This is a genomic window from Alteromonas salexigens, assembly GCF_025628895.1.
Lineage (GTDB): Bacteria > Pseudomonadota > Gammaproteobacteria > Enterobacterales > Alteromonadaceae > Alteromonas > Alteromonas salexigens.
In genome coordinates this window covers 255,138-276,132 of sequence record NZ_JAOTJC010000007.1, presented here as the reverse complement: position 1 = coordinate 276,132, position 20,995 = coordinate 255,138, and the positions used below count along the sequence as shown (strand labels likewise).

Here is a 20,995-nt window from a genome sequence, read left to right as displayed (position 1 = left end):
AGCGCACCGGCTCAGTGGCGCGGCGTTCTCTTTTCTTTAGCCCGCGTACGCAGGGCAATGTGCAGCCCCTTTCGCATGTTCGCGTTCAGGTGCTCCTTAATCAGCACCCGCGCCAGTAACAGCCCCACTACCGCAGCAGCCAGATAAAGCCACGGTGAGCTGTTGGTAAACAGGTATACCAGTCCCGCCAGCAGGCCTATACACAGCCCTGGCGCGAATAGCTCCAGCCAGCCAGTACGAAACAGAAATGAACGCTTCGCAGCATGCTGCTGGGCCTGTTCCAGTAGGGTAAATTGCCGCTCACGGGGTAAGTCTGCTATCTCACTGAAATAGTCTATGTAGGCTTTGATATCCATTACGTCTGTCCCTGTACGTTGTCTTTCAAATATTGAAACAGCTCACGAAATGCCTTGGGCGGCGCATTATTGCTCCGCTCTTTCTGAATTTGTCGGTGATACTGACGTAACTTCTGACGTTCCAGTGTCGGGTGACTCTCCAGCAGACGCTGAATAGCCGGGTCGCCTTCCTGAATAATTGCGTCACGGGCTTTTTCAAGCGCGTGGAATTCGGCGTTGGCTTGCTGGTGTTTGTTCGTCAGCTGGGCCATGGCGGCTTGAATGTCGCTCACGTCCCGCTGGCGGAGCAGCTTGCCAATGAACTGCAGCTGACGGCGGTAACCGTCTTTCTTCTTGTTAATTTTGCGTGCGATAAGCACGGCTTCCTGCAGCTCCTCGTCCATCGGTATGGTGTCGAGGTGGGCGGCTGACAAGTCAGTCAGTGCCTGCCCCAGCTTTTGTAGCTCGGCAGACTGGCGCTTCAGCTCAGTTTTACTGATTTCTTCAGCAGCGTGTGGCTCGAGGTCGCCGAAGCGGTTTTCTTCGGCAGATTGGGGCTTGTTATCGCTCATTTGGAACTCATAAGTGTTACACTTCTCTAAATTGTAACCATCACAGACAGACTTGGACAGCGAAACTTACTATGCAGATTGACCAGCAGGTAGCAGACATTCAAACCATCGTTGACGACGTACTCAAACTGGCCAAACAAAAAGGCGCCACACAGGCCGAGGCGAGCATGTCAAAAGTGCAGGGGATTGCCGTATCGTCCCGCATGCGCGAAGTCGAAAATGTTGAATTTACCAATGACGGCGGTCTGGGTATCAGCGTGTATGTAGGAAAGCATAAAGGCAGTGCCTCTACCGCTGATCTCAGCAAAGAAGCGCTGACACTGGCGGTGGAAAAAGCGGTAGATATCGCCCGTTATACCAGTGAGGATCCCTGCACCGGGTTGGCTGACGCCGAGCTGATGGCCACCGAGTTCCCTGATCTCGACCTGTATCATCCTGAACAACTGGATACTGAGCACGCCATTAAAATGGCCATCGAAACCGAGTCGGCGGCTATGGATTATGATAAGCGTATTACCAACTCCGATGGGGCATCCTACAACGCGAATCTGGGCATGCGGGTATATGGCAACACGCACGGTATTAATGCCGGTTACCCCAGCAGCCGTTACAGCCTGAGCTGTATGGTGATTGGCGGCGATAACGATGATATGCAACGGGATTACGCCTATACCGTCAGTCGTAAGGCCAGCGATTTACTGTCACCGGTACAGGTGGGCGAAGAAGCGGCTGAAAACACGGTGGCGCGGTTAGGCGCACGTAAAATTCAGACCGCCAAAGTGCCAGTGCTGATGCACCGGGACCTGGCCTCAAGTTTGTTTGGACATTACGTCAGCGCAATCAGCGGCGGCAACCTGTATCGTCGTTCCAGCTTTTTATTAGATAAGCTGGGCCAGCAGGTATTTCCAGAATGGCTGACAGTAGAAGAAAAGCCGCGGCTTAAAGGTGCGCTGGCCAGCTCCAACTTTGACAATGAAGGCGTAGCCACCCGCGATATGACTATTGTGGATAACGGTGCCCTGGCCACTTATCTGTATACCACTTACTCTGCCCGCAAGCTGAATACCAAAAGCAACGGGCACGCCGGTGGCATTCATAACTGGCTGGTGGGCAATACCGGTCAGAGTGATGCTGAACTCTTAAAGACAATGGGCACCGGGTTGCTGGTTACCGAGTTAATGGGGCAGGGCGTGAACGTGGTTACCGGCGATTACTCGCGCGGTGCGGCCGGCTTCTGGGTAGAAAACGGCGTGATTCAGTATCCGGTTCATGAAGTGACCATCGCGGGCAATCTGAAAGATATGTTTGCCGGCATTCAGGCCATCGGCGCTACGCAGGATACCCGTGGCAGTGTCCACACTGGCTCGGTGCTAATTAACGAAATGCGGATTGCCGGCAGCTAATTCGCTGCTAAGTTAAGCGCATAAAAAACGCAGCCTGGCGGCTGCGTTTTTTTATTACCCGATTGCTAAGTAGCGACGTTAGCCATCTACAGAGCCACAGAAACGGTAGCCCTCGCCGTGAATAGTCACAATCAACTCTTCATCGCTTGGCTCCGACTCAAAGTGCTTACGAATACGACGGATGGTGACATCGACAGTGCGGTCATTCGGGCGCAGTTCGCGGCCGGTCATTTCCATAATAAGCTGTTCCCGGGTGAGAATTTTACCAGGATTGCTCAGAAACAGGTGCAACGCACGAAATTCAGAGCGGGGTAAACGGAACTCATGGCCGCTGGGTGAAATCAGCGAGCGGCTGTCACCGTCAAGTGTCCAGCCATTGAAGCTGACGCGGCTGGGTAAGTCGTCGTCTTCCGCCGAGCTGGTGGTGCGCGACAGTAAGTTACGGGCGCGGATAGTCAGTTCACGGGGGTTGAATGGCTTGGTCAGGTAATCGTCGGCGCCAATTTCCAGCCCCAAAATACGATCGACGTCATTGTCGCGACCGGTCAGGAAGATCAGGCCTACATTTTTACGGTCGCGGACTTCACGCGCCAGGATCAGGCCGTTCTTGCCTGGCAGGTTAATATCCATGATAACCAGATTGATGGTGTGATTTTCGAAAAAATCATGCATTTCACTGCCGTTTTCGGCTTCAAATACATTGTAGCCCTCAGCCTCAAATAAACTTTTTAGCGTGGTACGGGTTACCACTTCATCTTCAACAATTAACACATTTGGCGTCTGCATGGGGTATCACACTCTTATTTCAATCGGTTTAAGCAATCTATCGGTAAAGTATAGTACTGATAATCAGGGAAATATATCCCCGGCATTAATTTGCGCTTCTCTAGGTATAGGGGTTCGCGAGTAAAATTCAAGGACGTCGGGGGTCAGCCCGACTGGCTGCTAAGCGGAGTTTGCGCCGGCAACCGGGAATACAATGATAAACTCTACTCCGTGGCCTTCTTCACTGGTAAGTGAAATGGACCCGTTAAGCGCCTGGGTTACCAGGTTGTAGACAAGATGCATCCCTAATCCGGAGCCGCCTTGTCCTCGCTTAGTTGTGACAAACGGATCGAAAATTCGTTTCCTAATATCCGGAGGAATTCCCTTGCCGTCATCACGGTAGACAATTTTTAATTTATTGCCGGCCATCAGTTCCGCGCAAATGTCGATATTGCCATCATCAATGCCTTCGAACCCATGAATAATCGAGTTCATAATGAGATTAATCAGTATCTGATTAATTGGGCCGGCTTTGCTTTCAACGGTGAGGGTAGGATCGACCTCAATGTTGATGTTATGACCGACTTTTTTCAGGCGGGGCCGCAAAGATAACAGTATCTCATTAACCAGCTGGGCAAAGCAAAAAGATCGGCTGTTTTCGCTGCTTTGATCCACCGCCACTTGTTTGAAGCTGGAAATCAGCTCTGCGGCACGATTCAGGTTACGGTAAATGATATTCAGGTTTTCCTGACTCTCGGCCAGGAATTTAGACATGGTGCTGGCTTTCAGCGTTTTACTTTCAAATTCTTTCTGAATGTTCGCCAGTCTGTCGAGCATCATCGTAGAGGCGGTTACGCCCAGCCCGATAGGGGTATTAACTTCATGGGCCACCCCGGCCACCATATCACCCAGCGACGCCATCTTCTCATTCTGAACAATCTGGCGCTGGAACTGGTGCAATTTCTCCAGGGTCTGGATAAGTTCCTGGTTAGCGTCTTTCAGCGCCACGGTGCGCTGGCTTACCATATCTTCCAGACTGGCGTTCAGTTTACGGTGCTGCTCTTCAGCCTTCTGTTGTTTTTGTACATATTCCTGAATACGCATCAGCATGACGTTAACGGCTTCAGACAAGATGGCCAGTTCGCGCACGTTGCTACTCCGGGAGCGGGCGCCATAGTCGCGCTGACGGGAAATACGCTGCAGGAAGTCTGCTAAGTCCTCTATGGGGTCAGTAATGACCCGTTGCAGACGTAAAGCCAGCAGGAAGCTGACCAGCATCATCAGCAGCATGACCGTCAGGTTAATTAAAATCGTACTGCCTATCTGCTCCTGCAGGCCTTCTGCGGAGGCGCGCAGAAAGATATAACCTAATACTTCATTGAGGTTAGTATTGCCGCGAACTTTACGTACCACTTCAATATAATTGCCGCGTAGCCGGGTGTACTCACTATCGAGTTCTTCGGGGCGGGCCAGCGCCTGACCGGGTTTATTGTAGCTGGCGAACAGCGTAAAACGGGTGTCGGGATCGGTAGCAAACCGGTACACGTTGACGTTCAGAACAATCGGGGCGACATTCAGGCTGTTGAGCTTGGTGGTAGTGGCAAATTCGTCACCGTCCTCAATGTACATTTCCGCATTGCTGGCGACGAGTTCGGTGAGCGTTTCCACATGATTGATGATCTCTTCTTCGTAAGCATTCACCTGCGAATAAATAGAGAGTCCGGAAGAAATGACCAGCGTGATTGTGACGATGGCCATTACTACCCATAAAAACAAGCTCCTGATTGAGAGCCTTACCATCGGTGCGGTCATGTTACGCTTATTAATATTATATATTCGCTGTCTTATTTGCTTATACTGGCGCAAGTCACACTAAAAGAAAAGCACAAAGCGATAAGGCACCGCTTTGTGTCTGACTTAGTCGTTGAACATGCTCTGATACAGGGCGAGATAATCTTGTGCAGCCTTATCCCAGGTAAAGCGGGTATGCATGCCGCGCACCTGCATTTCACGGAACTGGGCCGGATGCTCATAGTAAAACAGCAGCGCGCGACGGATACAGTTCAGTAAGGCGTCCGGGGTTGGGGCATCGAAGGTAAAACCGGTTGCGCGGTCGCCCTGACTGTAGTCAATCACGGTGTCTTTCAGACCGCCGACGGCCCGCACAATCGGAATTGTGCCGTAGGCCAGTGAATACATCTGGTTTAATCCACAAGGCTCAAACTGGGAGGGCATCAGGAAGAAATCGGCGCCCGCCTCTACCCAGTGCGCGTGTTCCGATGAAAAGCCATTAATGAACGCAAACTGAGTGGGGTGTAGCTGCGCAAACTCGCCTAAATCCATACATACTTCCGGATCGCCAGTGCCGACAATGACCACCTGCAGGTTGTGCATCATCAGTTCATCCAGAATTGGCAGCAAATACCCGAACCCTTTTTGCTCTGTGAGCCGGCAGACCATGCCCAGTAGCGGCACATCGGGCTTGTCCGGCAGCCCGGAGGCGTCCTGCAGCTTACGCTTACAGGCAGTCTTAGGATGCAGGTTGTCGGCGCTGTAATTTTCTGGCAGAAACTTGTCGGTGGCCGGGTTCCACTGGGTGTAATCGCAACCGTTGAGAATACCACTGAGGTCATCCTGCCGGGTAACCAGACGATCATGCAGGCCATGACTGCCCAGATTTGTCAGCAACTCAAGGGCATAATTGGGGCTGACAGTGGTCACCTTATGGGCAAACTCAATGCCTGACTGCAGCATATTGACGTAGCCGCCATGCACCTGAGACAAAATCCCCGGATGGTGGCGCAGATATGGAATATCTTCCAGTCGGTTCACACCCTGAAACGCCGCATTGTGAATAGTGAATACCGAGCGCGTGTTTGAGAAGAAGCCGGATCTGTCGTACGCCATCAAAAATGGCAACATCGCGGCATGCCAGTCATGACAGTGAATAACATCTGGTTGTACATCCACCGCTTGCAGCGTTTGCAATACGGCGCCACTGAAAAAACTGAAGCGTTCCCCGTTGTCGTTAAAGGCTTCAAACGAATTAGCGTAAAGGCCTTCGCGGTCGAAGTATTCGGGATAATCCACGAAATACACGTTAATGCCGTGCCACTCCATGTGACGTACGTCAAAATGATAGACCTGGCTTTCAGCAAATAACGTCTGACGTTCACAAACAGTGGTTAACTGATGCTCATTGGCGATAGCCCGGTAATACGGCATCACAATGGATACGTGTTGACCGGCACGCTGCAGTGCCAGGGGCAGGGCTTTACCCACATCGGCCAGGCCACCGGTTTTAACCAGCTCTTCCACTTCCGATATGGCAAATACGATTTTCACGGTGTCACCTCGTTGTCACAGCCTCATAGGGGAGCGCAGGGCAATAGTCAGCCAGTGGACGCGCGGGACCACTGCCTGATTAAGTTACCACACCGATGCGCAAATTTGCATCAGCGGGTAGCTAAATAAACCGAAAATTGTGTGTCCTGAGCTACAGTATGGACCTGGTTGAATTGTTCTGCCAGCAGCCCCGGGTAGGGTAAAAAACGGTTAGCCACTAGCTGCAGGCTGCCGTTACGGCTTAGGATCCGTGACGTATCGCTGATAAACCGCTTAGTCACCGAGTAATCAGTTTTAATGCCGGTATGGAAAGGCGGGTTGGTGACCACATGATCCACGTTCGTCTCAACGCCGTTAAGCCCGTTTGCTGCAATCAGGGTGGCGGTCTGTTCGTTGGCCTGCAAGGTGCGCGACGTGCAATACAGTGCCATGGCGCTCACATCCAGCATGGATAACTGCAGATGTGGGTAACAGGTTTTCAGGTAGCAGCCCACTACGCCGGCGCCACAGGCGAAGTCCATCACGTGACCACGAAGGGTCGTGGACAGCTTATCCAGCAACATGCGGGTGCCGTTATCGAGCTCGCCATGGCTAAACACACCTGGCATAGAGACCACGTGCCAGCGTTGGCCATTGGCTTCGTAATCCTGCGCGTCTTCCCAGGCTTCCGGTTCAAACGGCAGGTGTGGCTCGTTAACCTCTGTGGTTAACAAGCTGCAATGCCGGGCCGAGTCGACCTTTTGGGTGGCCCCATACTGTTGCATGAGTTTTGCGGCACTTTTAATGCCGCCTTTGTTTTCGCCTACTACATGGATACGTCCGCCTGGCTTGACTGCACCGGCAGCCATGCGAAGCAGCATCTGAAACTGCGCCTTGGCTTTGGGCAGGGAAACCATGACATCAGAAAACTGGTCATGCCATTGCGTGAAGGGCGTAAACACATGCCGGTGCTGGCCCACCTGTTGCTCACATTCAAAGCCATTAACTGTGGTACTTACATCCCGGCTGTCGAATGTCACCGACGGGATCACCCGTACGCTTTCAGCAAATACATCGAAATACTGATGCAACACGGTGAGAGAGCGGTGAGTGAGAGCGTCGGTGAAATACGCATCGCTGGGATTAACCAGCAACCACTCGCCCTGTTCGAAGATGTCGAGATTGCGTTCCAGCAGTTGGCTTTGTGGGCTCAGTATCATTGTGTGCGCTCGAAGATTAAGTCCCAGACGCCGTGACCCAGCTTCTGGCCGCGGGTTTCAAACTTGGTGATGGGGCGGTAATCAGGGCGGGGGACGTAATCGCCTTCGGCCGCAGTATTGGTATAGCCCGGCACCTGCTTCATCACTTCTGCCATATGTTCGGCGTACTGCTCCCAGTCGGTGGCCATGTGCAAAAAGCCGCCAATGTGCAGTTTACTGCGTACCGTTTCCACAAATTCCGGCTGCACAATACGGCGTTTGTGATGACGCTTCTTGTGCCAGGGATCGGGGAAATACAGTTGCAAACGGTGCAGACCTTCATCGGGGATCATGTGTTTCAGTACTTCTACCGCATCATGCTCCATAACTCGGAGGTTGGTAAGCCCTAACTCACCGGCTTCAGCAAGGCAGGCGCCTACGCCCGGACGGTGTACTTCAATACCAATAAAGTTGAGTTCAGGGGCGGCATGGGCCATTTCTACCAGTGATTTACCCATACCAAAGCCAATTTCCAGCACCACTGGCGCTTCCCGGCCAAATACCTCGGTCAGGTTCAGCGGTTGATCCTGATATTCAATTCCCATGGTTGGCCAGTATAGCTCCAGCGCCCGTGCCTGACCTTTGGTCAGCCGGCCTTCACGCTTCACGTAGCTTTTGACTTTACTGATGTAAACGCCGGCAGCTTCCGCTTCCGCCTGATTTTTAAATTGGCCCATTGCAATGCCTATCTGAATTGGGTGTTTTTTAACTGGTGCGGCATTATCCAGTCTATCCGGGTGAATGCAATCGTTTCGCTGCAATTTTATGCATTATTGCACTGTCTCCGCCAGCAGGGCAGCCACGGCTTCTGGCGCTTCCAGTGGCATCATATGCGCGGTGTCGGTGAGGGTTTTAAAGCTCTTTGGATGCAATCCATCAGCCGCCTGTTGTATGTCGGCTAATGGCGCGATTTCATCGGCTTCAGCAGCTATCAGATGAACCGGGAATTTCGCCTGGCTGAGCTGGCGGGTGAGGGCCTCACGGGGTGTAGTGGACTGGGTGTGCGCCAGCAGGGTGCTTTTGCCTAAATCATTACTCATATCGATGATGGTTTGTCGCACGGCGCTGTCACCGGGTAACGAGGCATGCACAAAGCGATTGAGGTAATTCGGGCTGGCGGGGTCGAACTGACCGGCTTTCAGCGCTTTTACCAGTTGCTGGCGGCGGTTGAGTTCGGCGGCTGAAAACCCATCCGGGTTAAATCCTATCAGGGTGAGTGACGCGACCTGTTGCGGATTAGCCAGCGTCCACTGCGCGGCGACATAACCGCCCATGGAAAAACCCACCAGGTGTACCTTTTCATCGGGCAATACTCTATCACCGGTCAGCATCAGCATGTCATCCAGTGTGCTGGCCCATTGTAATGGAATGTAGCGACGCTGGGAGAGTGTCAGCTGGCGCCATACAGGCAGCCACACCCGTTCGTCACATAATGTGCCGGGTAAGAATAAAACCGGAAGTTGCGCCATGGTGAACCCCATTTAACCTAAATTGAATGGCGGCATGGTAACATACCCGCCTTATTTTCTTTGTGTTGATGTAGTTGTAAAGATGTCAGATTCCTTTGCCCGTCGCGTTCTCGCCTGGTTTGATGAGCATGGCCGTAAGCACCTGCCATGGCAACAGGATGTCCCCCCGTACAAAGTGTGGGTGTCGGAAATTATGTTGCAGCAAACTCAGGTTGCCACGGTGATCCCTTATTTTGAACGGTTTATGCAAGCATTCCCGGATGTAGTGGCACTGGCGGATGCTCCCCAGGATGACGTTCTGCATTTATGGACCGGACTTGGCTATTATGCCCGCGCCCGCAATTTGCATAAGGCCGCGCAACGCATTCGCGATGAACACAACGGTCAGTTTCCTGAGACGCTGGACGAGGTCATGGCACTGCCGGGCATAGGCCGTTCTACCGCGGGGGCGGTGTTGTCGCTGTCATTGCACCAGTCTCATCCTATTCTGGATGGTAATGTGAAACGCGTATTGGCCCGCTATTATGCGGTCGGCGGGTGGCCGGGTGTGAAAAAAGTAGAAAACCAGCTGTGGGCTCACGCGGAACAGCACACGCCTGCCACGCGATGTCACCACTATACGCAGGCCATGATGGACCTGGGAGCCATGGTGTGTACCCGCAGCAAGCCTCATTGCGATCACTGCCCGTTACAGGCCGACTGTCTGGCATACGCACAGGGCACACAGTCCGAGTTTCCCGGTAAGAAGCCGAAAAAAACGCTGCCGGTGCGCAATACGTTGATGGTGGTGCCGGCATTCGGGCGTCAGGTATACTTACGTCAGCGACCGGCGGAAGGGTTATGGGGCGGTTTATACGGGTTTCTTGAGTGTGACAACCGGGAGCAGGCTGCACAGACGTTACGCGCCATGGGTATCGACGATTGTCAGTGGCTACCGTTAACGCCGTTCAGACACACCTTCAGCCACTTTCATCTGGATATTGAGCCGGTACTGGCCATGAGTGGGGCGGCACCGTTACAACAGGTGGCCGAACGGGCAGAGCGCTGGTTTGATATCGATCAACCCGTTACAGTGGGGCTGGCAGCGCCCACGCAGAAAATTATTAAACAGATAGCCACGGTCCTGTAGACCGGGTGTCTAACCAATAAGGTATTACGTATATGAGCAGAACAGTATTTTGTCAGCGGTTGCAAAAAGACGCCGAAGGCCTGGATTTTCAGCTGTATCCCGGTGAACTGGGCAAAAAGATTTTCGACAATATTTCAAAAGAGGCGTGGGCCGAGTGGCAGAAAAAACAAACCATGCTGATCAACGAAAATAAGCTGAATATGATGGAGCCCAGCGCCCGCCAGTTTCTTGAAGCGCAAATGCAGGCTTATCTGTTCGAAGGCAAAGAGCCGACCATTGAAGGCTATGTGCCGCCTAAAAGCTGAGCGATCTAGCCCATATTGTGCAAACATCGCGCAGTTGAATAAAAATCCTCAAAAAGCGGTTGACTTAGGGCAGTGAAATCCGTTTAATACGCACCCACAGCGCAACGGGTTATTACCTGTAACGCAAACAGTTTCGCCTCGATAGCTCAGTTGGTAGAGCAGCGGATTGAAAATCCGCGTGTCCCTGGTTCGATCCCGGGTCGAGGCACCATTATTCCTAGCCTCGAACAGTGTTCGGGGCTTTTTTATTCCTACTTTCCCGATTCGTTCCCACAATAAATTCGCCCCAACTTGGAGGCGACATCTTCCGGTATCGCAAACAAAAAAACCGCGTATAAACGCGGTCTTTGAGAAGAAAGTGTTGGCGCACTTTTTCTTCGATTAGTAAATCACATCAGATTTAAGGCTAATTTAGCCTAACGGCTTCCCTTTGTCCACAGAAAGGCGAGGGTAGTCTGTTTGTATTTCCGGTTGTCGAAAGATAATTGACCGCAGCACGCAGAATAGATGACTACGCAGAAGAAATAGGCTATTCGGACCCTAAGTCCAACCTTAATCGAATCCTAAAGAAAGCGCCTTATTACCCAAGGTGCAGCAATAATAAAACAAGCGTTGATCAGAAGCCTGCTGAATACGCTGTTCGCCAGCCTTACATGCAGGTGAATAGAGCAGATATGGTTTCGTGGCTTGTCTTCGATATTGACGATCCGAATGCCGCTCGAGCAAGAGAGATATTCCCGCAATTCTACTGGGAGGCTGCTGGGCTACCAGAACCTAATATCGTAGTTTCAAAAAAGCCTAGGCCTGATGAAAAACAGACGGTAGGCGGCTGTCACCTGTTTTATGCCATTGTTCCAGTGTGTACCAGTGAAAAGGCGAGAAAGCATCCTCAGGACTATATGAGGTCGGTTTACAAAGCTATGGGGCAACGAATAGGAAACGATCCTGCTTTTACACCGTTCGGAAAACGAGTTGTCAAAACCCCAGGACATCCCGAATGGAGGACCTGGGATATACATGATCACGTTTACGAATTAGGTGAGCTCGCCGACTCGATAGAGCTAGAATGCACCAATTATTTTACCGAAACAAAGCTAGTCGATTACTCGAACGATGCCTCTCGTCACTGTCTGCTTTTTGATGAGGTTCGACGATACGCCTACAATATCGTTAAAGACTTCAGAAAAAATAGCACTCTACCTAATTTTGAGGCTGAGCTCCTAGTTTACGCGAAAGAGAAGAATACATTTGGAGAGAGGGGATTTAACGCCAACCTTACCATCTCTCAGGTGAAAGCAACCGTAAAGTCCATTAGCACCTGGACTTGGAACAAGTACACAGGTAGCGGACGTGTGAGAGGGGTAATGAATCTTTTTTCTCGCTCCGATCTTTCTACAAGGGAAAAAAGACGTCTTTCGTCACTTCGAACCGCAGAGATCAGATCGAGTTCATCTGCCGAAAAAGTACGGCATGCTGCAGAGCGCTTGTTAAAGAAGGGAGCTCGTCTCTCACTCGTTGACATTGCTAAAAACGCGGGACTTTCTCGCCAAACAGTAGCAAAGTACAAAACATCTATAAATCAGGCAGCGAACTCTAACATCATTCCTTTAAAATCACTTTTTCGAAAAACTGTTAAATTCGGTGCACATCAGATACCTAGTCTTAGGTTAAGCACTGAGGACACAGTAGTGAAATCCATAACAACAAATGAGAGTCCAGACGGTTCGCTAAGCTTAGGACATACTAAAGCCAACCATGAAGGTAACAATTACCTTTACTGGTGTTGTGATTGATGTACTTTTATATCAAGCGTTAATGTAGATGCTACACAACAGCCTAGCCCATTTCTCATCTTGCTGATAGACACACGGGGAGTGTAGTAAAAACACGCGAATGCTTTAAAAGCAAGAATACGTTTTTGATGATACTCTAAACAGGTACAAGCAATTAACATTGGACATACCTTTACATGGCAAAGCAAAAGAGTTTAGCAGATAAGCTATTTCCTATTGAAGATTCGGACGATGAGGTATCCATCGTTGACATACCTCCAGAAAAGAGAAGGTTACTTACCGAAACCTACGATTTTTCGATCGCAACGCTGACAAGTCAATTGAAAGAGAAGGCGATAATTATTCCAGACTTTCAACGTGAATATGTCTGGAACAGAGCACAGGCATCTAGACTAATAGAGTCTCTTATCATCCAATGTCCTATACCGGTAATATATCTTAATCAAGAGAAAGATGAGCGTTTATCTGTAATCGACGGTAATCAGAGACTCACATCAATTAATCTATTTCTAGATGACAAGTTCCCTCTCCAGGGACTTACAGCATATCCAGAACTAGATGGATCTCTGTTTTCAGATTTGGACCCTAGATTTAGAAGGCACATCCAGCATAGAACGCTACGCTGCATCACAATTCTAAAAGAAACACACCCTCAGATTAAATTTGATGTATTCGAAAGGATCAATACCGGTGCAGTTCAACTAAATCCTCAAGAAGTGAGGCATGGCGTCTTCCATGGTCCATTGATGAAGTTAATTGATGAGTTAGGCAACGAAAAAACTTGGAAGAGAATAAGTGGGCATAGAAATGATAAGAGAATGAAGGGATCAGAGCTTTTATTAAGGTATTTCGCTTTTTTATATAGTCAGTCAAAATATAAAAAGCCATTAAAGAGTTTTCTTAATGAATTCAGTTCTGAGTTTCAAAATATTGATGAAGATCAATCTCTAAAATGGAAAAGTAATTTCTACAGGACAGTCGAAGTTGTAGATTACCTTTTTGGCGATATTTCATTTAAACTAATCGACGAGGATTTAAAACCTTCTGTAAGAAATGTGAATTCTGCATTGTTTGATGCTGTGATGGTTGGTGTTTCAAAATTGGGGGTAACACTGGAACAAGTGGAATCTTTAGACAAAGATAACTTCCTCAGGAATTATGCAGAACTTATTAATGCGGAAAAGTTTAAATCAGCTATCACGTCAGGCACAAGTGCTACCGCATCTGTAAATTATCGTATAAATACATTTCAAGAATTCCTGAAGAAAGAGTTGTAAGTGTGCCGTATAAAAAAAGTTTCTCCAGAAAAGAATTTGATAGCGCTGCACGTGGATTAACTAGAAGCGCCAAGTACGTGTCATTAAAAAAAAATAAAGTTCCAAATGAGGTTGCCCAGTGTGTATACAGAAATTTAGTATTTCAGACTTCAGCGGCGCTTGAGCAGTATGTTAAGACTGTGTTGGATGATTGGGTATACTTACTCAAGATCAATGATAAAAAAGCTTTTAATCTTCCAGAGAATCTTATTTCACTAATTAGGATTAAGAAGCTCACTCCCACTTTTCAAGGCTACATCAGCCGTGCGAAAGGAGAAAAAGAGACGATAAAAAATTTATCCGAAATAAATGCCCTGAACGAGTGTTTCTTGGATCATGCTGATGTAAACAGTATAATGGATGTCGGTAATTTGATAGATGATAAAAAATATCCATCAAAGAGTAACTTAATTGATCTTTTTTATAGGTTTGGGATTTTAAATATATTTGATGAGTGTGGAAGGAAAGGGAAAAGAGACTTTAAGTCTATACTAAACTCTTTTTCAGATGTCCGAACTCAAATATCTCATGAGCATCCTATACCAGACTTGACTCACTCCGATGTAAAAAAGCACTCAGAGAATATAAGTCGCTTTGTTCATTCGATTGATAAAGTACTTTACTCAAAAGTTGTTTCTGTGAGTGGAGAGGAGTGTTGGAAAACTGATTTAATGTAAGTATAACCCCTTTTTTAGTTTTATTTATTAACATTCATACCTATTTACCTAAACCTTAGGAAAGTCCTCTAATGTATATCCTTAACTCAGGGAGAGGGAAGCCGATAAATCAAGTGCGGAACTCAATGCATTTGGGTCGGTACATGTACAAACAAACTTTCTCGAGATGATAGATTTCGCATGACCCATCTGAAATTTCCATTACCTGAAAGTGCGTCAAAACCCACGCTTTTTAACATAATGCCAGTTACGTGCATAGGCAAAACCCAGTAGCGAATGAAATCGACCGTAACGAGTCATTATGGTGAGGTTTCTGACCGATGAGCAACCATAATAACCGATTCAAAATTTTGGCGATTTTCGCCAAAATTTACTTTTGAACGTTTCAATACGATTACCTGCATAAAGCCCAATAATTGTAAGTTACGCTTCCAAGTTTTCATTAGTGGTAGAGCAATGTGACCGAAGCACACTAACAATAGCCCGCTAGGTTCGTTCACAGTAAGTGCAGAGTTGGTATTGACGTAACTAATGTTTACCACAGTCATTCTTGCAAACATAGGCAGCCAATCGAACTCTCCATCGTCGATGTTAATTTGTATCGTGCTCGAGATTGTTTCAAATAGTGACAGTTCAGGAAAGATCATTGGTATCTTGCCGTTGTTGATAGCCTGGCCGTCATAATCATAGAAAGTTAAGCCTGCTGAAATATGTGTAATATCAAAATTGGAAAATAAGCTGTCGGAAGTCGTATCGCCCACGCCCCCCTTCTGCACAATGATGCGATCTACATGGCCATTACTTCTCACGGTAAAGTCGTTACTTACCTCTAAACGTCCGCCGTTACCAACTACTTGAATATCGCCAAATTGCAATGAGTAAGCCAGCATTCCCAGATAATAAAAGTATCGGTCTGGTTCAAATTCACTCGACCTTTGAACCGTTAGTGGCGCATACCTGAAGGTGATGGAAGCTGGTTCATAAATTGAAACTAACGGATCGAATATTGGGTCGACTTGGCTAATGTAGCCAGTAGCATTTATTTCAATAAGAGAACTTTTTGCGTTTAATGACAAGAGTATAAGAAAAACTGCGAAAACAAACTTCATTGCATGTTCTTATGCTGTATATGGTTTCCTGTTGACAGAACATACCCTAAAGCCCAGGGAGTGAGCTAGCAATATCTGAAGTTTATAAACCGCATCCGCGTGGTGAGTAGATTCAAAGTACTGTTCGCCCGCAGTCACAGAGATATAAAAAAGCAATCCCGCCTATATCACAATTCGACTCAGTAATAGCAGACCAGCGCGCTCACCGTACGTTCCTCTGTCACTACATCACGTAGTGGGTAGTGACAGAGGCGGCTAATGCAGCCTTGCCCGTATCCTGTAAAGGTATCGCTCAAACTTTCTTTTTTTTTGCGAAGTTACAGACGGGTTATGACCGTTAAACTAACCATGAAATTCGAAGCGAACCATGACGGTTTCGCAGAACAGGAGAAAGTTACATCAATGAGGAAATACACCTCTTAACAAAGAGAATGACACTCTTTAAATGTCACCGTGGCCGCGCATCGCGCATTGAAGATTGCAGCAGCAATAAAGAAAGTTTCAGAAAGCTTAGCGCTTCTGAAAAGTCTTACAGACTTACTAACGAATGGCCCGCGCCATAAATGGACTTCACTGTCTTACTCAAGCAGTGAATTGGCCTTAAACACTAAACAACTGAGTTAGAGCTTCGTTTGTTTCCACGGTTCACTATCAATAAGGGTACTGGTTTTGGCACATACATTAACCTATCAACTTCATAAATTATGTATCGAGTCCCGTGCTGGCTCGCATGGAACAAAAGCTGCGCGACACAAGATTTTGCAGCAAATTGGGCGACAACTGAAAAATGATGGCTACAAACTGAGCTCGCCAAAGAGTTTAAAGCCTAAGCATGTCACACATTTAGTTAGTACCTGGCAACGCCAGGCACTTTCACCGGGAACTATAAAAAATCGAATGTCACACCTGCGTTGGTGGGCTGAACAGGTAGGTAAAAAAGGAATTGTGCCTCGGTCAAATGATCAGCTTGGGATCGATCGACGCTCACTAATACCTACCGAAACCAAAGCAAGAAATTTAAAGGGGGTGGAGCTTGATAAAGTAAGTGACAAAAGAATTCGGGCTTCGCTACTTCTACAAGAAGCTTTTGGGCTTCGCCGTGAAGAATGTATCAAGATAATCCCAGAACTTGCCGACAGAGGCCTGCAACTTGTACTAAAAGGGAGTTGGTGCAAAGGAGGAAGGCCCAGAGCTTTGGACATCAGAACTGACAAACAGCGGGCAGTATTACAGTTTGCGAAGTCTATCGCCAAGGGGGGCTCCCTTATTCCTCACAACCTCAAATATGTTCAGCAGATGAAACGGTTCGAATATGTCACAGCAAAGGTTGGAGTTAGTAAAACACATGGTTTGCGGCACTGCTATGCCCAAATGCGATATGAAGAGTTGATGGGCAGCAGAGCCCCAATAAACGGGGGGGTAAGAAGAAATGAAATGTCGCCGGTTCAGAAGTCCCTTGATCATGATGTCAGACAAATCATATCTCGCGAATTGGGGCACGAACGCCTAAGCGTTGTTGCTCAATATATCGGTAGTTAGCTGCCCTCTTCTTTGGAAGGCCAGTATGGTTCAACGCGAAAACTATAACAAAAAAGACAGGGATGAGGCTGTAAATAAGAAATGTGTTTAGTTTCCACCCGTGCTTTTTGTACATGTACAAAAAGTCTTGTTAGTGGGTTCGTTCATTTATTAAGAGGGGACCATATGGTGACGGTGCGACTTAAGACTTCAAATGAATCCGACCAACACTTGCAGATTAAAGTATTTGCCGTTAATTTGATTTAGTTATCAAAGGACTTTATATGAAAAAATGGATTTTATTGCTCTTAGTTTCGAGCTTTTTAAGCGCCTGTGCTACTGGGCCGTCATATCGTTTTAGCGCTATCCCTATGCCCTCACAATCTATAGTTAAAAAGAACGGAGCTTATGGTATGGGAGAAAGGAAGGGCTATGTTGAAGTCGGTATGGGGTTTGCCGATGCTGATAGGATCGGAAACTCGCATCCATATTTCACTATGTGCATAGTGAATGAGCATAGTGAAAAGGCAATAGGGTTTGACCGGTCTGCCGTGAAGTTTCAGACGAAAGGTGGGGTGATAGCTCCTTGGACATTACTTGAGATGAAAGACATTGTTGCGTCTCACCATCGCTACCAGAAATACTCTGCCAAGTTTTTTAAAGCTTTGATGACATTAGCAAATGTGGCTGCGTCTCAACATACTACGACTAGTTACGATTACGGTATAGTCAATGTAAGAAGTGGTGGAAGTTATGTAGCCGAATTAGAATACACATCAATCGCCACTAAGACTTCCACAGATCTTGAAAAGCTCAGCCGATACAAACAAAAAACCAATGAAATATTTGATAGACTTTTAAATGATCTTGATGACTCGGAAAGAGCTGCGCTGCGTGATCTTCATGACTACATACGACCCACAATTGTCGAACCTCAACATATGGAGTGTGTTCGGCTGGGCGTCAGTCCAGACATCAATGAATACACTGCATTTGAAATACTGGTGGAAGTTGACGGCGAGTCATTTGTATTCTTTTACCAAAACGAGCAAACCAGCGCGTAAGTTGATATCACTTACATCCTTCGGGCAAGACTGAAATAAGAAAGCTAGTAGCGTGCTCATCTTCATTTTCCAGATTTATCGCGTTTATTAAATTGAAGTATTTTTTGTACCAATAGAAGATAACGGCGATCAGAAAAACGAAAAATTAATAAGTGTTTATCTTTTATGCAACTTGCTGTGCGGCTGTGTATTATTGTGCGGTACTGCTTATTGAGTATCAGCTTCCAAAGTCAGCCAATAAAAAGCGAATAATTGCATCTGTATTGAGAACTTGCGTCCTTCTAGTTTTTAGTTATGTGTTTAAACACTTGCAGTTTAATGGACTCTTGGAAAAGTACCGGTAAACCTTGGCTTATCGGTGAGCACCACTTATAACGAAAGGCACACAGCCTGGTTAGGCGCTAATGTCCGTACTAACTGTAGAATGATTATGGAGAGGCCCCATTGATTAGTGCAAATAAACCATTCCTAAGTTCAAAGTTTAAACCTGGTATGATGACAATCCACGAAACTGGCGAGCTCATCCGTCGACGTGCTCTAGAAGCTGGATTATTTCCAATTTTAGAATACAAGATTAAAAAAAGTACCAACCCCAGTGGGTTTGCATATGTTGATTGGGTGCTTCTCGACAGCCAGAGGAATCCCGTGGTTGCAATTGAAATTGATGCCACTAATGTTCAAAAGAGTTATGTAGAGCAAAGCTTTGAGAATCTACGTTGCTGTGATGCACCAGTGAAAATACAGATTCTTTATCAGATTCGTCGATTTGAAGTATTAGGCACTAGCAAGTGGGTGTCAAAGCATAGTGCCCAGGATATAAGGGTTCTAAATGACGAAGAGTTTTGGCTGGACAAGCTACTTTTTCACAGATTATTTTAAGTTTAGAGAGTAGTTATTAGTTAGAAGGCGTACCGCAAGCCAATATAAATAGAGAGCTAATGCTAATCAGGTACTCGAAGTCGGAAGTGCGAATTAAAGAACGGGAAATTTGTACATGTACAAATTGTAGAGAGTGCTTCTCAGCTGGGCAAGCTTTCTGCAGAAAATAAAGGTATGGAGGGATAAACAGGTTAAAGCTATATCGATTGTAAACGCCATTTCTAACGTGCTGACTCATGCACAGTCTGAGAATTCAGTAATTGGAGCTAGACCAAGCCTAACGGCCATCACTTATCTAGAATTAATGGACAAAAAGAGCAAAATGCAGTCGATGACTAGCACGATCCAAATGGACTGACCTAGCCAAGTAACGGAGAGAAATTGCCTAACTCAGGTATTCTGCACGCATCTCTGAAGTGGCTAAATTCACTATGCCACTGCGCACTTGGTGCCATTAGCTAGGCGCATGTGGACTTCTAATGTTGATGCTACCGTTAGAAGTAAAAAGTTTAAAACGTTCTATAAGATGGTATTCAACAACCTCGGGCCTACCAGAACTTCCTTTGAGAATCATTATAAACTCTTGTAAATCGAGAACATGAAAAAAATTTTTGGTTTCTTTAGCGGCTTTGATCTTTTCTATATAAACATCACTCCAGTCACCACTATGGTCGAGTTCTGTGACAAGAACAATACAATGTGCGGGCTGCGCTCTCTCAGGTTTTATCTCATTGCCCTGAGTATCAAAGACTTTTTCACCTCGGCTAAGGGCTTTTGATGACCCTACAAGCTGCTTAATTGCTTTTTTTACTTGTTTCTGGACACCTTTCCCCCTTCTTTCTAGCGTTCTATCAAAGCCTGCGCCCAAAATAGACATATCCTTGGCCTCAATAAGAAGGCTACCATATTCATGGAAAGCTAGGATATCAGTCAGTTCTCGCTGCCCTTCCCCGATTTCTACGATTGGAGATTTGTATAGTGCAAATGGAAATACAGATACCAGACTTGCCCAAATTAAACGTTCAAATATCTCGCCCTCATCTTCGTCGCTCAGTTTAATTGACTGCGATTCGTTGCTACGAATGAAGGTATTATTCGTTGAGTGCCATTGCTCGAACTCTGGCTCCGCAGACTCTACAGGGATAGCAGTAGTATTTTTATAAGTCACTGATTTATCTAGAGTAAAGCAGAAGCAGTCCAGTATTTGTGAAGCTTTTTTGTCAAATGGGCCTGTATATAACCTATCTATATCAATAATTAGTGACTCAAAATCTTGAGATGATTTTGAGTCAATAGAAAAGCTTGACCACCCAACGCAAATGTCCATTTCGTTAAATAAGAAAAAAGTGGAGCTTCTCTCAGTTAACAATCGCGATAGAGCAGTGTGCTCTTCTTGATGCCTTTGAACACCAGAAATTAATAAAGGAGAGTCAGGTACGTCATATATATGGACACCACTGCACAATACAGTTTCCTTCAAACCAATAAGGATATCTATCTTGCATCCTGAAATTATTGCTTTTAGTGAGGGAGTCGGTGCCTTTAACAGCACCGCAATTTCCGTACCTTCATTAGCTGGAACTATCCAAAGGGATGCTTGTTCCGAGCGCATTTCTGCACTCACTCTTTCACTCGGTATATGCATAACTTATCCTTGCACCAAACCTTAGCGCAAATGGCGTAAGGTTGGGAGCGTCTTAATTGACGCTTCTGTTAGCTTTTAACTTCTTGTTGGTACTAAGTCGGGCCTTATCACGCTCTTGTTGTTCATACTGGTAAATATGAATGTGTATAACCTTACTTAACCTTTACTTCAGGTTGCATTTAAATCTCGCGTATTACTGCATGGTGAATCGGACGTTCCCAGGTAAAAGATCTGAATAGCCGTATTACACGTCGTTACCATATTTAAAATGGCCAGAAAGATTGCCTAGTGCTGAGCTTCAGCTATAGGTAAAAAGAAAAAGCGGCATCCGTAGATCAGGAAGGTCGTACCTACGCAATTGATGGACGAAAAGCCTGGCGTTTGCAGCACTGATGTCAGTTTGCTTAGGAGTTATCACAGCTAATCGTCTTTC

The 20,995-nt window shown here is 46.9% G+C and carries 19 protein-coding genes and 1 tRNA gene; 10 read left to right on the top strand and 10 right to left on the bottom strand.

Annotation, left to right across the window (positions count from 1 at the left end):
• Positions 1-11: 11 nt before the first annotated feature.
• Entirely contained in the window at positions 12-356 is a 345-nt protein-coding gene (locus OCL06_RS08705; protein WP_262993531.1) for a hypothetical protein, read from the bottom strand.
• Positions 356-907, bottom strand: a complete 552-nt coding sequence (yjgA, locus tag OCL06_RS08700) for a ribosome biogenesis factor YjgA (protein ID WP_262993529.1) — start codon at positions 905-907, stop codon at positions 356-358. Before yjgA ends, OCL06_RS08705 begins: the two co-directional genes overlap by 1 nt.
• Before the next feature lie 71 nt (positions 908-978).
• Here yjgA and pmbA point away from each other — a divergent pair, with 71 nt between their 5' ends.
• On the top strand, positions 979-2,310 hold the full coding sequence (gene pmbA, locus OCL06_RS08695) for a metalloprotease PmbA (protein WP_262993527.1): 1,332 nt from the start codon (positions 979-981) through the stop codon (positions 2,308-2,310).
• Between the two features lie 78 nt (positions 2,311-2,388).
• On the opposite strand, the gene arcA is transcribed toward pmbA, so the two are convergent.
• From arcA to OCL06_RS08665, 6 genes are all read right to left on the bottom strand, one after another.
• Entirely contained in the window at positions 2,389-3,096 is a 708-nt protein-coding gene (gene arcA, locus OCL06_RS08690) for a two-component system response regulator ArcA (RefSeq protein WP_262993525.1), read from the bottom strand.
• Between the two features lie 159 nt (positions 3,097-3,255).
• The gene (locus OCL06_RS08685) at positions 3,256-4,887 is read right to left on the bottom strand and encodes a sensor histidine kinase (RefSeq protein WP_262993523.1); all 1,632 of its coding nucleotides are present in this window, start codon (positions 4,885-4,887) and stop codon (positions 3,256-3,258) included.
• Between the two features lie 105 nt (positions 4,888-4,992).
• Positions 4,993-6,420, bottom strand: coding sequence for a glycogen synthase GlgA (glgA, locus tag OCL06_RS08680; RefSeq protein WP_262993521.1), 1,428 nt, complete (start codon positions 6,418-6,420; stop codon positions 4,993-4,995).
• Positions 6,421-6,530: 110 nt separating this feature from the next.
• The gene (locus OCL06_RS08675) at positions 6,531-7,619 is read right to left on the bottom strand and encodes a methyltransferase (RefSeq protein ID WP_262993519.1); all 1,089 of its coding nucleotides are present in this window, start codon (positions 7,617-7,619) and stop codon (positions 6,531-6,533) included.
• Entirely contained in the window at positions 7,616-8,335 is a 720-nt protein-coding gene (trmB, locus tag OCL06_RS08670) for a tRNA (guanosine(46)-N7)-methyltransferase TrmB (protein WP_262993517.1), read from the bottom strand. Before trmB ends, OCL06_RS08675 begins: the two co-directional genes overlap by 4 nt.
• 93 nt (positions 8,336-8,428) lie before the next feature.
• Positions 8,429-9,127, bottom strand: coding sequence for an alpha/beta fold hydrolase (locus OCL06_RS08665; protein WP_262993515.1), 699 nt, complete (start codon positions 9,125-9,127; stop codon positions 8,429-8,431).
• 82 nt (positions 9,128-9,209) lie between these two features.
• Between OCL06_RS08665 and mutY the strand changes: the two genes are divergently transcribed.
• The 6 genes from mutY (at position 9,210) to OCL06_RS08635 (ending at position 14,347) form a co-directional block, all read left to right on the top strand.
• Positions 9,210-10,256 (top strand): A/G-specific adenine glycosylase, encoded by a 1,047-nt coding sequence (gene mutY / locus OCL06_RS08660; protein ID WP_262993513.1) that lies wholly within the window; start codon positions 9,210-9,212, stop codon positions 10,254-10,256.
• A gap of 32 nt (positions 10,257-10,288) precedes the next feature.
• Positions 10,289-10,561 (top strand): oxidative damage protection protein, encoded by a 273-nt coding sequence (locus tag OCL06_RS08655; RefSeq protein ID WP_262993511.1) that lies wholly within the window; start codon positions 10,289-10,291, stop codon positions 10,559-10,561.
• 135 nt (positions 10,562-10,696) lie between these two features.
• Positions 10,697-10,772 (top strand) — tRNA-Phe (locus OCL06_RS08650).
• A 274-nt stretch (positions 10,773-11,046) separates the two neighbouring features.
• On the top strand, positions 11,047-12,354 hold the full coding sequence (locus OCL06_RS08645) for a replication initiation protein (RefSeq protein ID WP_262993509.1): 1,308 nt from the start codon (positions 11,047-11,049) through the stop codon (positions 12,352-12,354).
• Between the two features lie 176 nt (positions 12,355-12,530).
• On the top strand, positions 12,531-13,631 hold the full coding sequence (locus OCL06_RS08640; protein WP_262993507.1) for a DUF262 domain-containing protein: 1,101 nt from the start codon (positions 12,531-12,533) through the stop codon (positions 13,629-13,631).
• 2 nt (positions 13,632-13,633) lie between these two features.
• Positions 13,634-14,347 carry a HEPN domain-containing protein gene (locus tag OCL06_RS08635; RefSeq protein WP_262993505.1) on the top strand — a complete coding sequence of 238 codons (714 nt, stop codon included), beginning with the start codon at positions 13,634-13,636 and terminating at the stop codon, positions 14,345-14,347.
• Positions 14,348-14,646: 299 nt separating this feature from the next.
• On the opposite strand, the gene OCL06_RS08630 is transcribed toward OCL06_RS08635, so the two are convergent.
• On the bottom strand, positions 14,647-15,456 hold the full coding sequence (locus tag OCL06_RS08630; RefSeq protein ID WP_262993503.1) for a hypothetical protein: 810 nt from the start codon (positions 15,454-15,456) through the stop codon (positions 14,647-14,649).
• A 669-nt stretch (positions 15,457-16,125) separates the two neighbouring features.
• Here OCL06_RS08630 and OCL06_RS08625 point away from each other — a divergent pair.
• The 3 genes from OCL06_RS08625 (at position 16,126) to OCL06_RS08615 (ending at position 18,917) form a co-directional block, all read left to right on the top strand.
• On the top strand, positions 16,126-16,995 hold the full coding sequence (locus OCL06_RS08625) for a phage integrase N-terminal domain-containing protein (protein WP_262993501.1): 870 nt from the start codon (positions 16,126-16,128) through the stop codon (positions 16,993-16,995).
• Positions 16,996-17,258: 263 nt separating this feature from the next.
• On the top strand, positions 17,259-18,038 hold the full coding sequence (locus tag OCL06_RS08620) for a hypothetical protein (RefSeq protein WP_262993498.1): 780 nt from the start codon (positions 17,259-17,261) through the stop codon (positions 18,036-18,038).
• Between the two features lie 444 nt (positions 18,039-18,482).
• Positions 18,483-18,917, top strand: a complete 435-nt coding sequence (locus OCL06_RS08615) for a hypothetical protein (RefSeq protein WP_262993496.1) — start codon at positions 18,483-18,485, stop codon at positions 18,915-18,917.
• Positions 18,918-19,371: 454 nt separating this feature from the next.
• On the opposite strand, the gene OCL06_RS08610 is transcribed toward OCL06_RS08615, so the two are convergent.
• Entirely contained in the window at positions 19,372-20,562 is a 1,191-nt protein-coding gene (locus tag OCL06_RS08610) for a nuclease-related domain-containing protein (RefSeq protein WP_262993494.1), read from the bottom strand.
• Positions 20,563-20,995: the final 433 nt, after the last annotated feature.

Excerpts from the sequence above, each read along its gene's own strand:
- OCL06_RS08705 (WP_262993531.1), bottom strand. The coding sequence starts at position 356 with ATGGATATCAAAGCCTACATAGACTATTTCAGTGAGATAGCAGACTTA.
- yjgA (WP_262993529.1), bottom strand. The coding sequence starts at position 907 with ATGAGCGATAACAAGCCCCAATCTGCCGAAGAAAACCGCTTCGGCGAC.
- pmbA (WP_262993527.1), top strand. The coding sequence starts at position 979 with ATGCAGATTGACCAGCAGGTAGCAGACATTCAAACCATCGTTGACGAC.
- arcA (WP_262993525.1), bottom strand. The coding sequence starts at position 3,096 with ATGCAGACGCCAAATGTGTTAATTGTTGAAGATGAAGTGGTAACCCGT.
- OCL06_RS08685 (WP_262993523.1), bottom strand. The coding sequence starts at position 4,887 with ATGACCGCACCGATGGTAAGGCTCTCAATCAGGAGCTTGTTTTTATGG.
- OCL06_RS08675 (WP_262993519.1), bottom strand. The coding sequence starts at position 7,619 with ATGATACTGAGCCCACAAAGCCAACTGCTGGAACGCAATCTCGACATC.
- trmB (WP_262993517.1), bottom strand. The coding sequence starts at position 8,335 with ATGGGCCAATTTAAAAATCAGGCGGAAGCGGAAGCTGCCGGCGTTTAC.
- OCL06_RS08665 (WP_262993515.1), bottom strand. The coding sequence starts at position 9,127 with ATGGCGCAACTTCCGGTTTTATTCTTACCCGGCACATTATGTGACGAA.
- mutY (WP_262993513.1), top strand. The coding sequence starts at position 9,210 with ATGTCAGATTCCTTTGCCCGTCGCGTTCTCGCCTGGTTTGATGAGCAT.
- OCL06_RS08655 (WP_262993511.1), top strand. The coding sequence starts at position 10,289 with ATGAGCAGAACAGTATTTTGTCAGCGGTTGCAAAAAGACGCCGAAGGC.
- OCL06_RS08640 (WP_262993507.1), top strand. The coding sequence starts at position 12,531 with ATGGCAAAGCAAAAGAGTTTAGCAGATAAGCTATTTCCTATTGAAGAT.
- OCL06_RS08630 (WP_262993503.1), bottom strand. The coding sequence starts at position 15,456 with ATGAAGTTTGTTTTCGCAGTTTTTCTTATACTCTTGTCATTAAACGCA.
- OCL06_RS08620 (WP_262993498.1), top strand. The coding sequence starts at position 17,259 with ATGAAAAAATGGATTTTATTGCTCTTAGTTTCGAGCTTTTTAAGCGCC.
- OCL06_RS08610 (WP_262993494.1), bottom strand. The coding sequence starts at position 20,562 with ATGCATATACCGAGTGAAAGAGTGAGTGCAGAAATGCGCTCGGAACAA.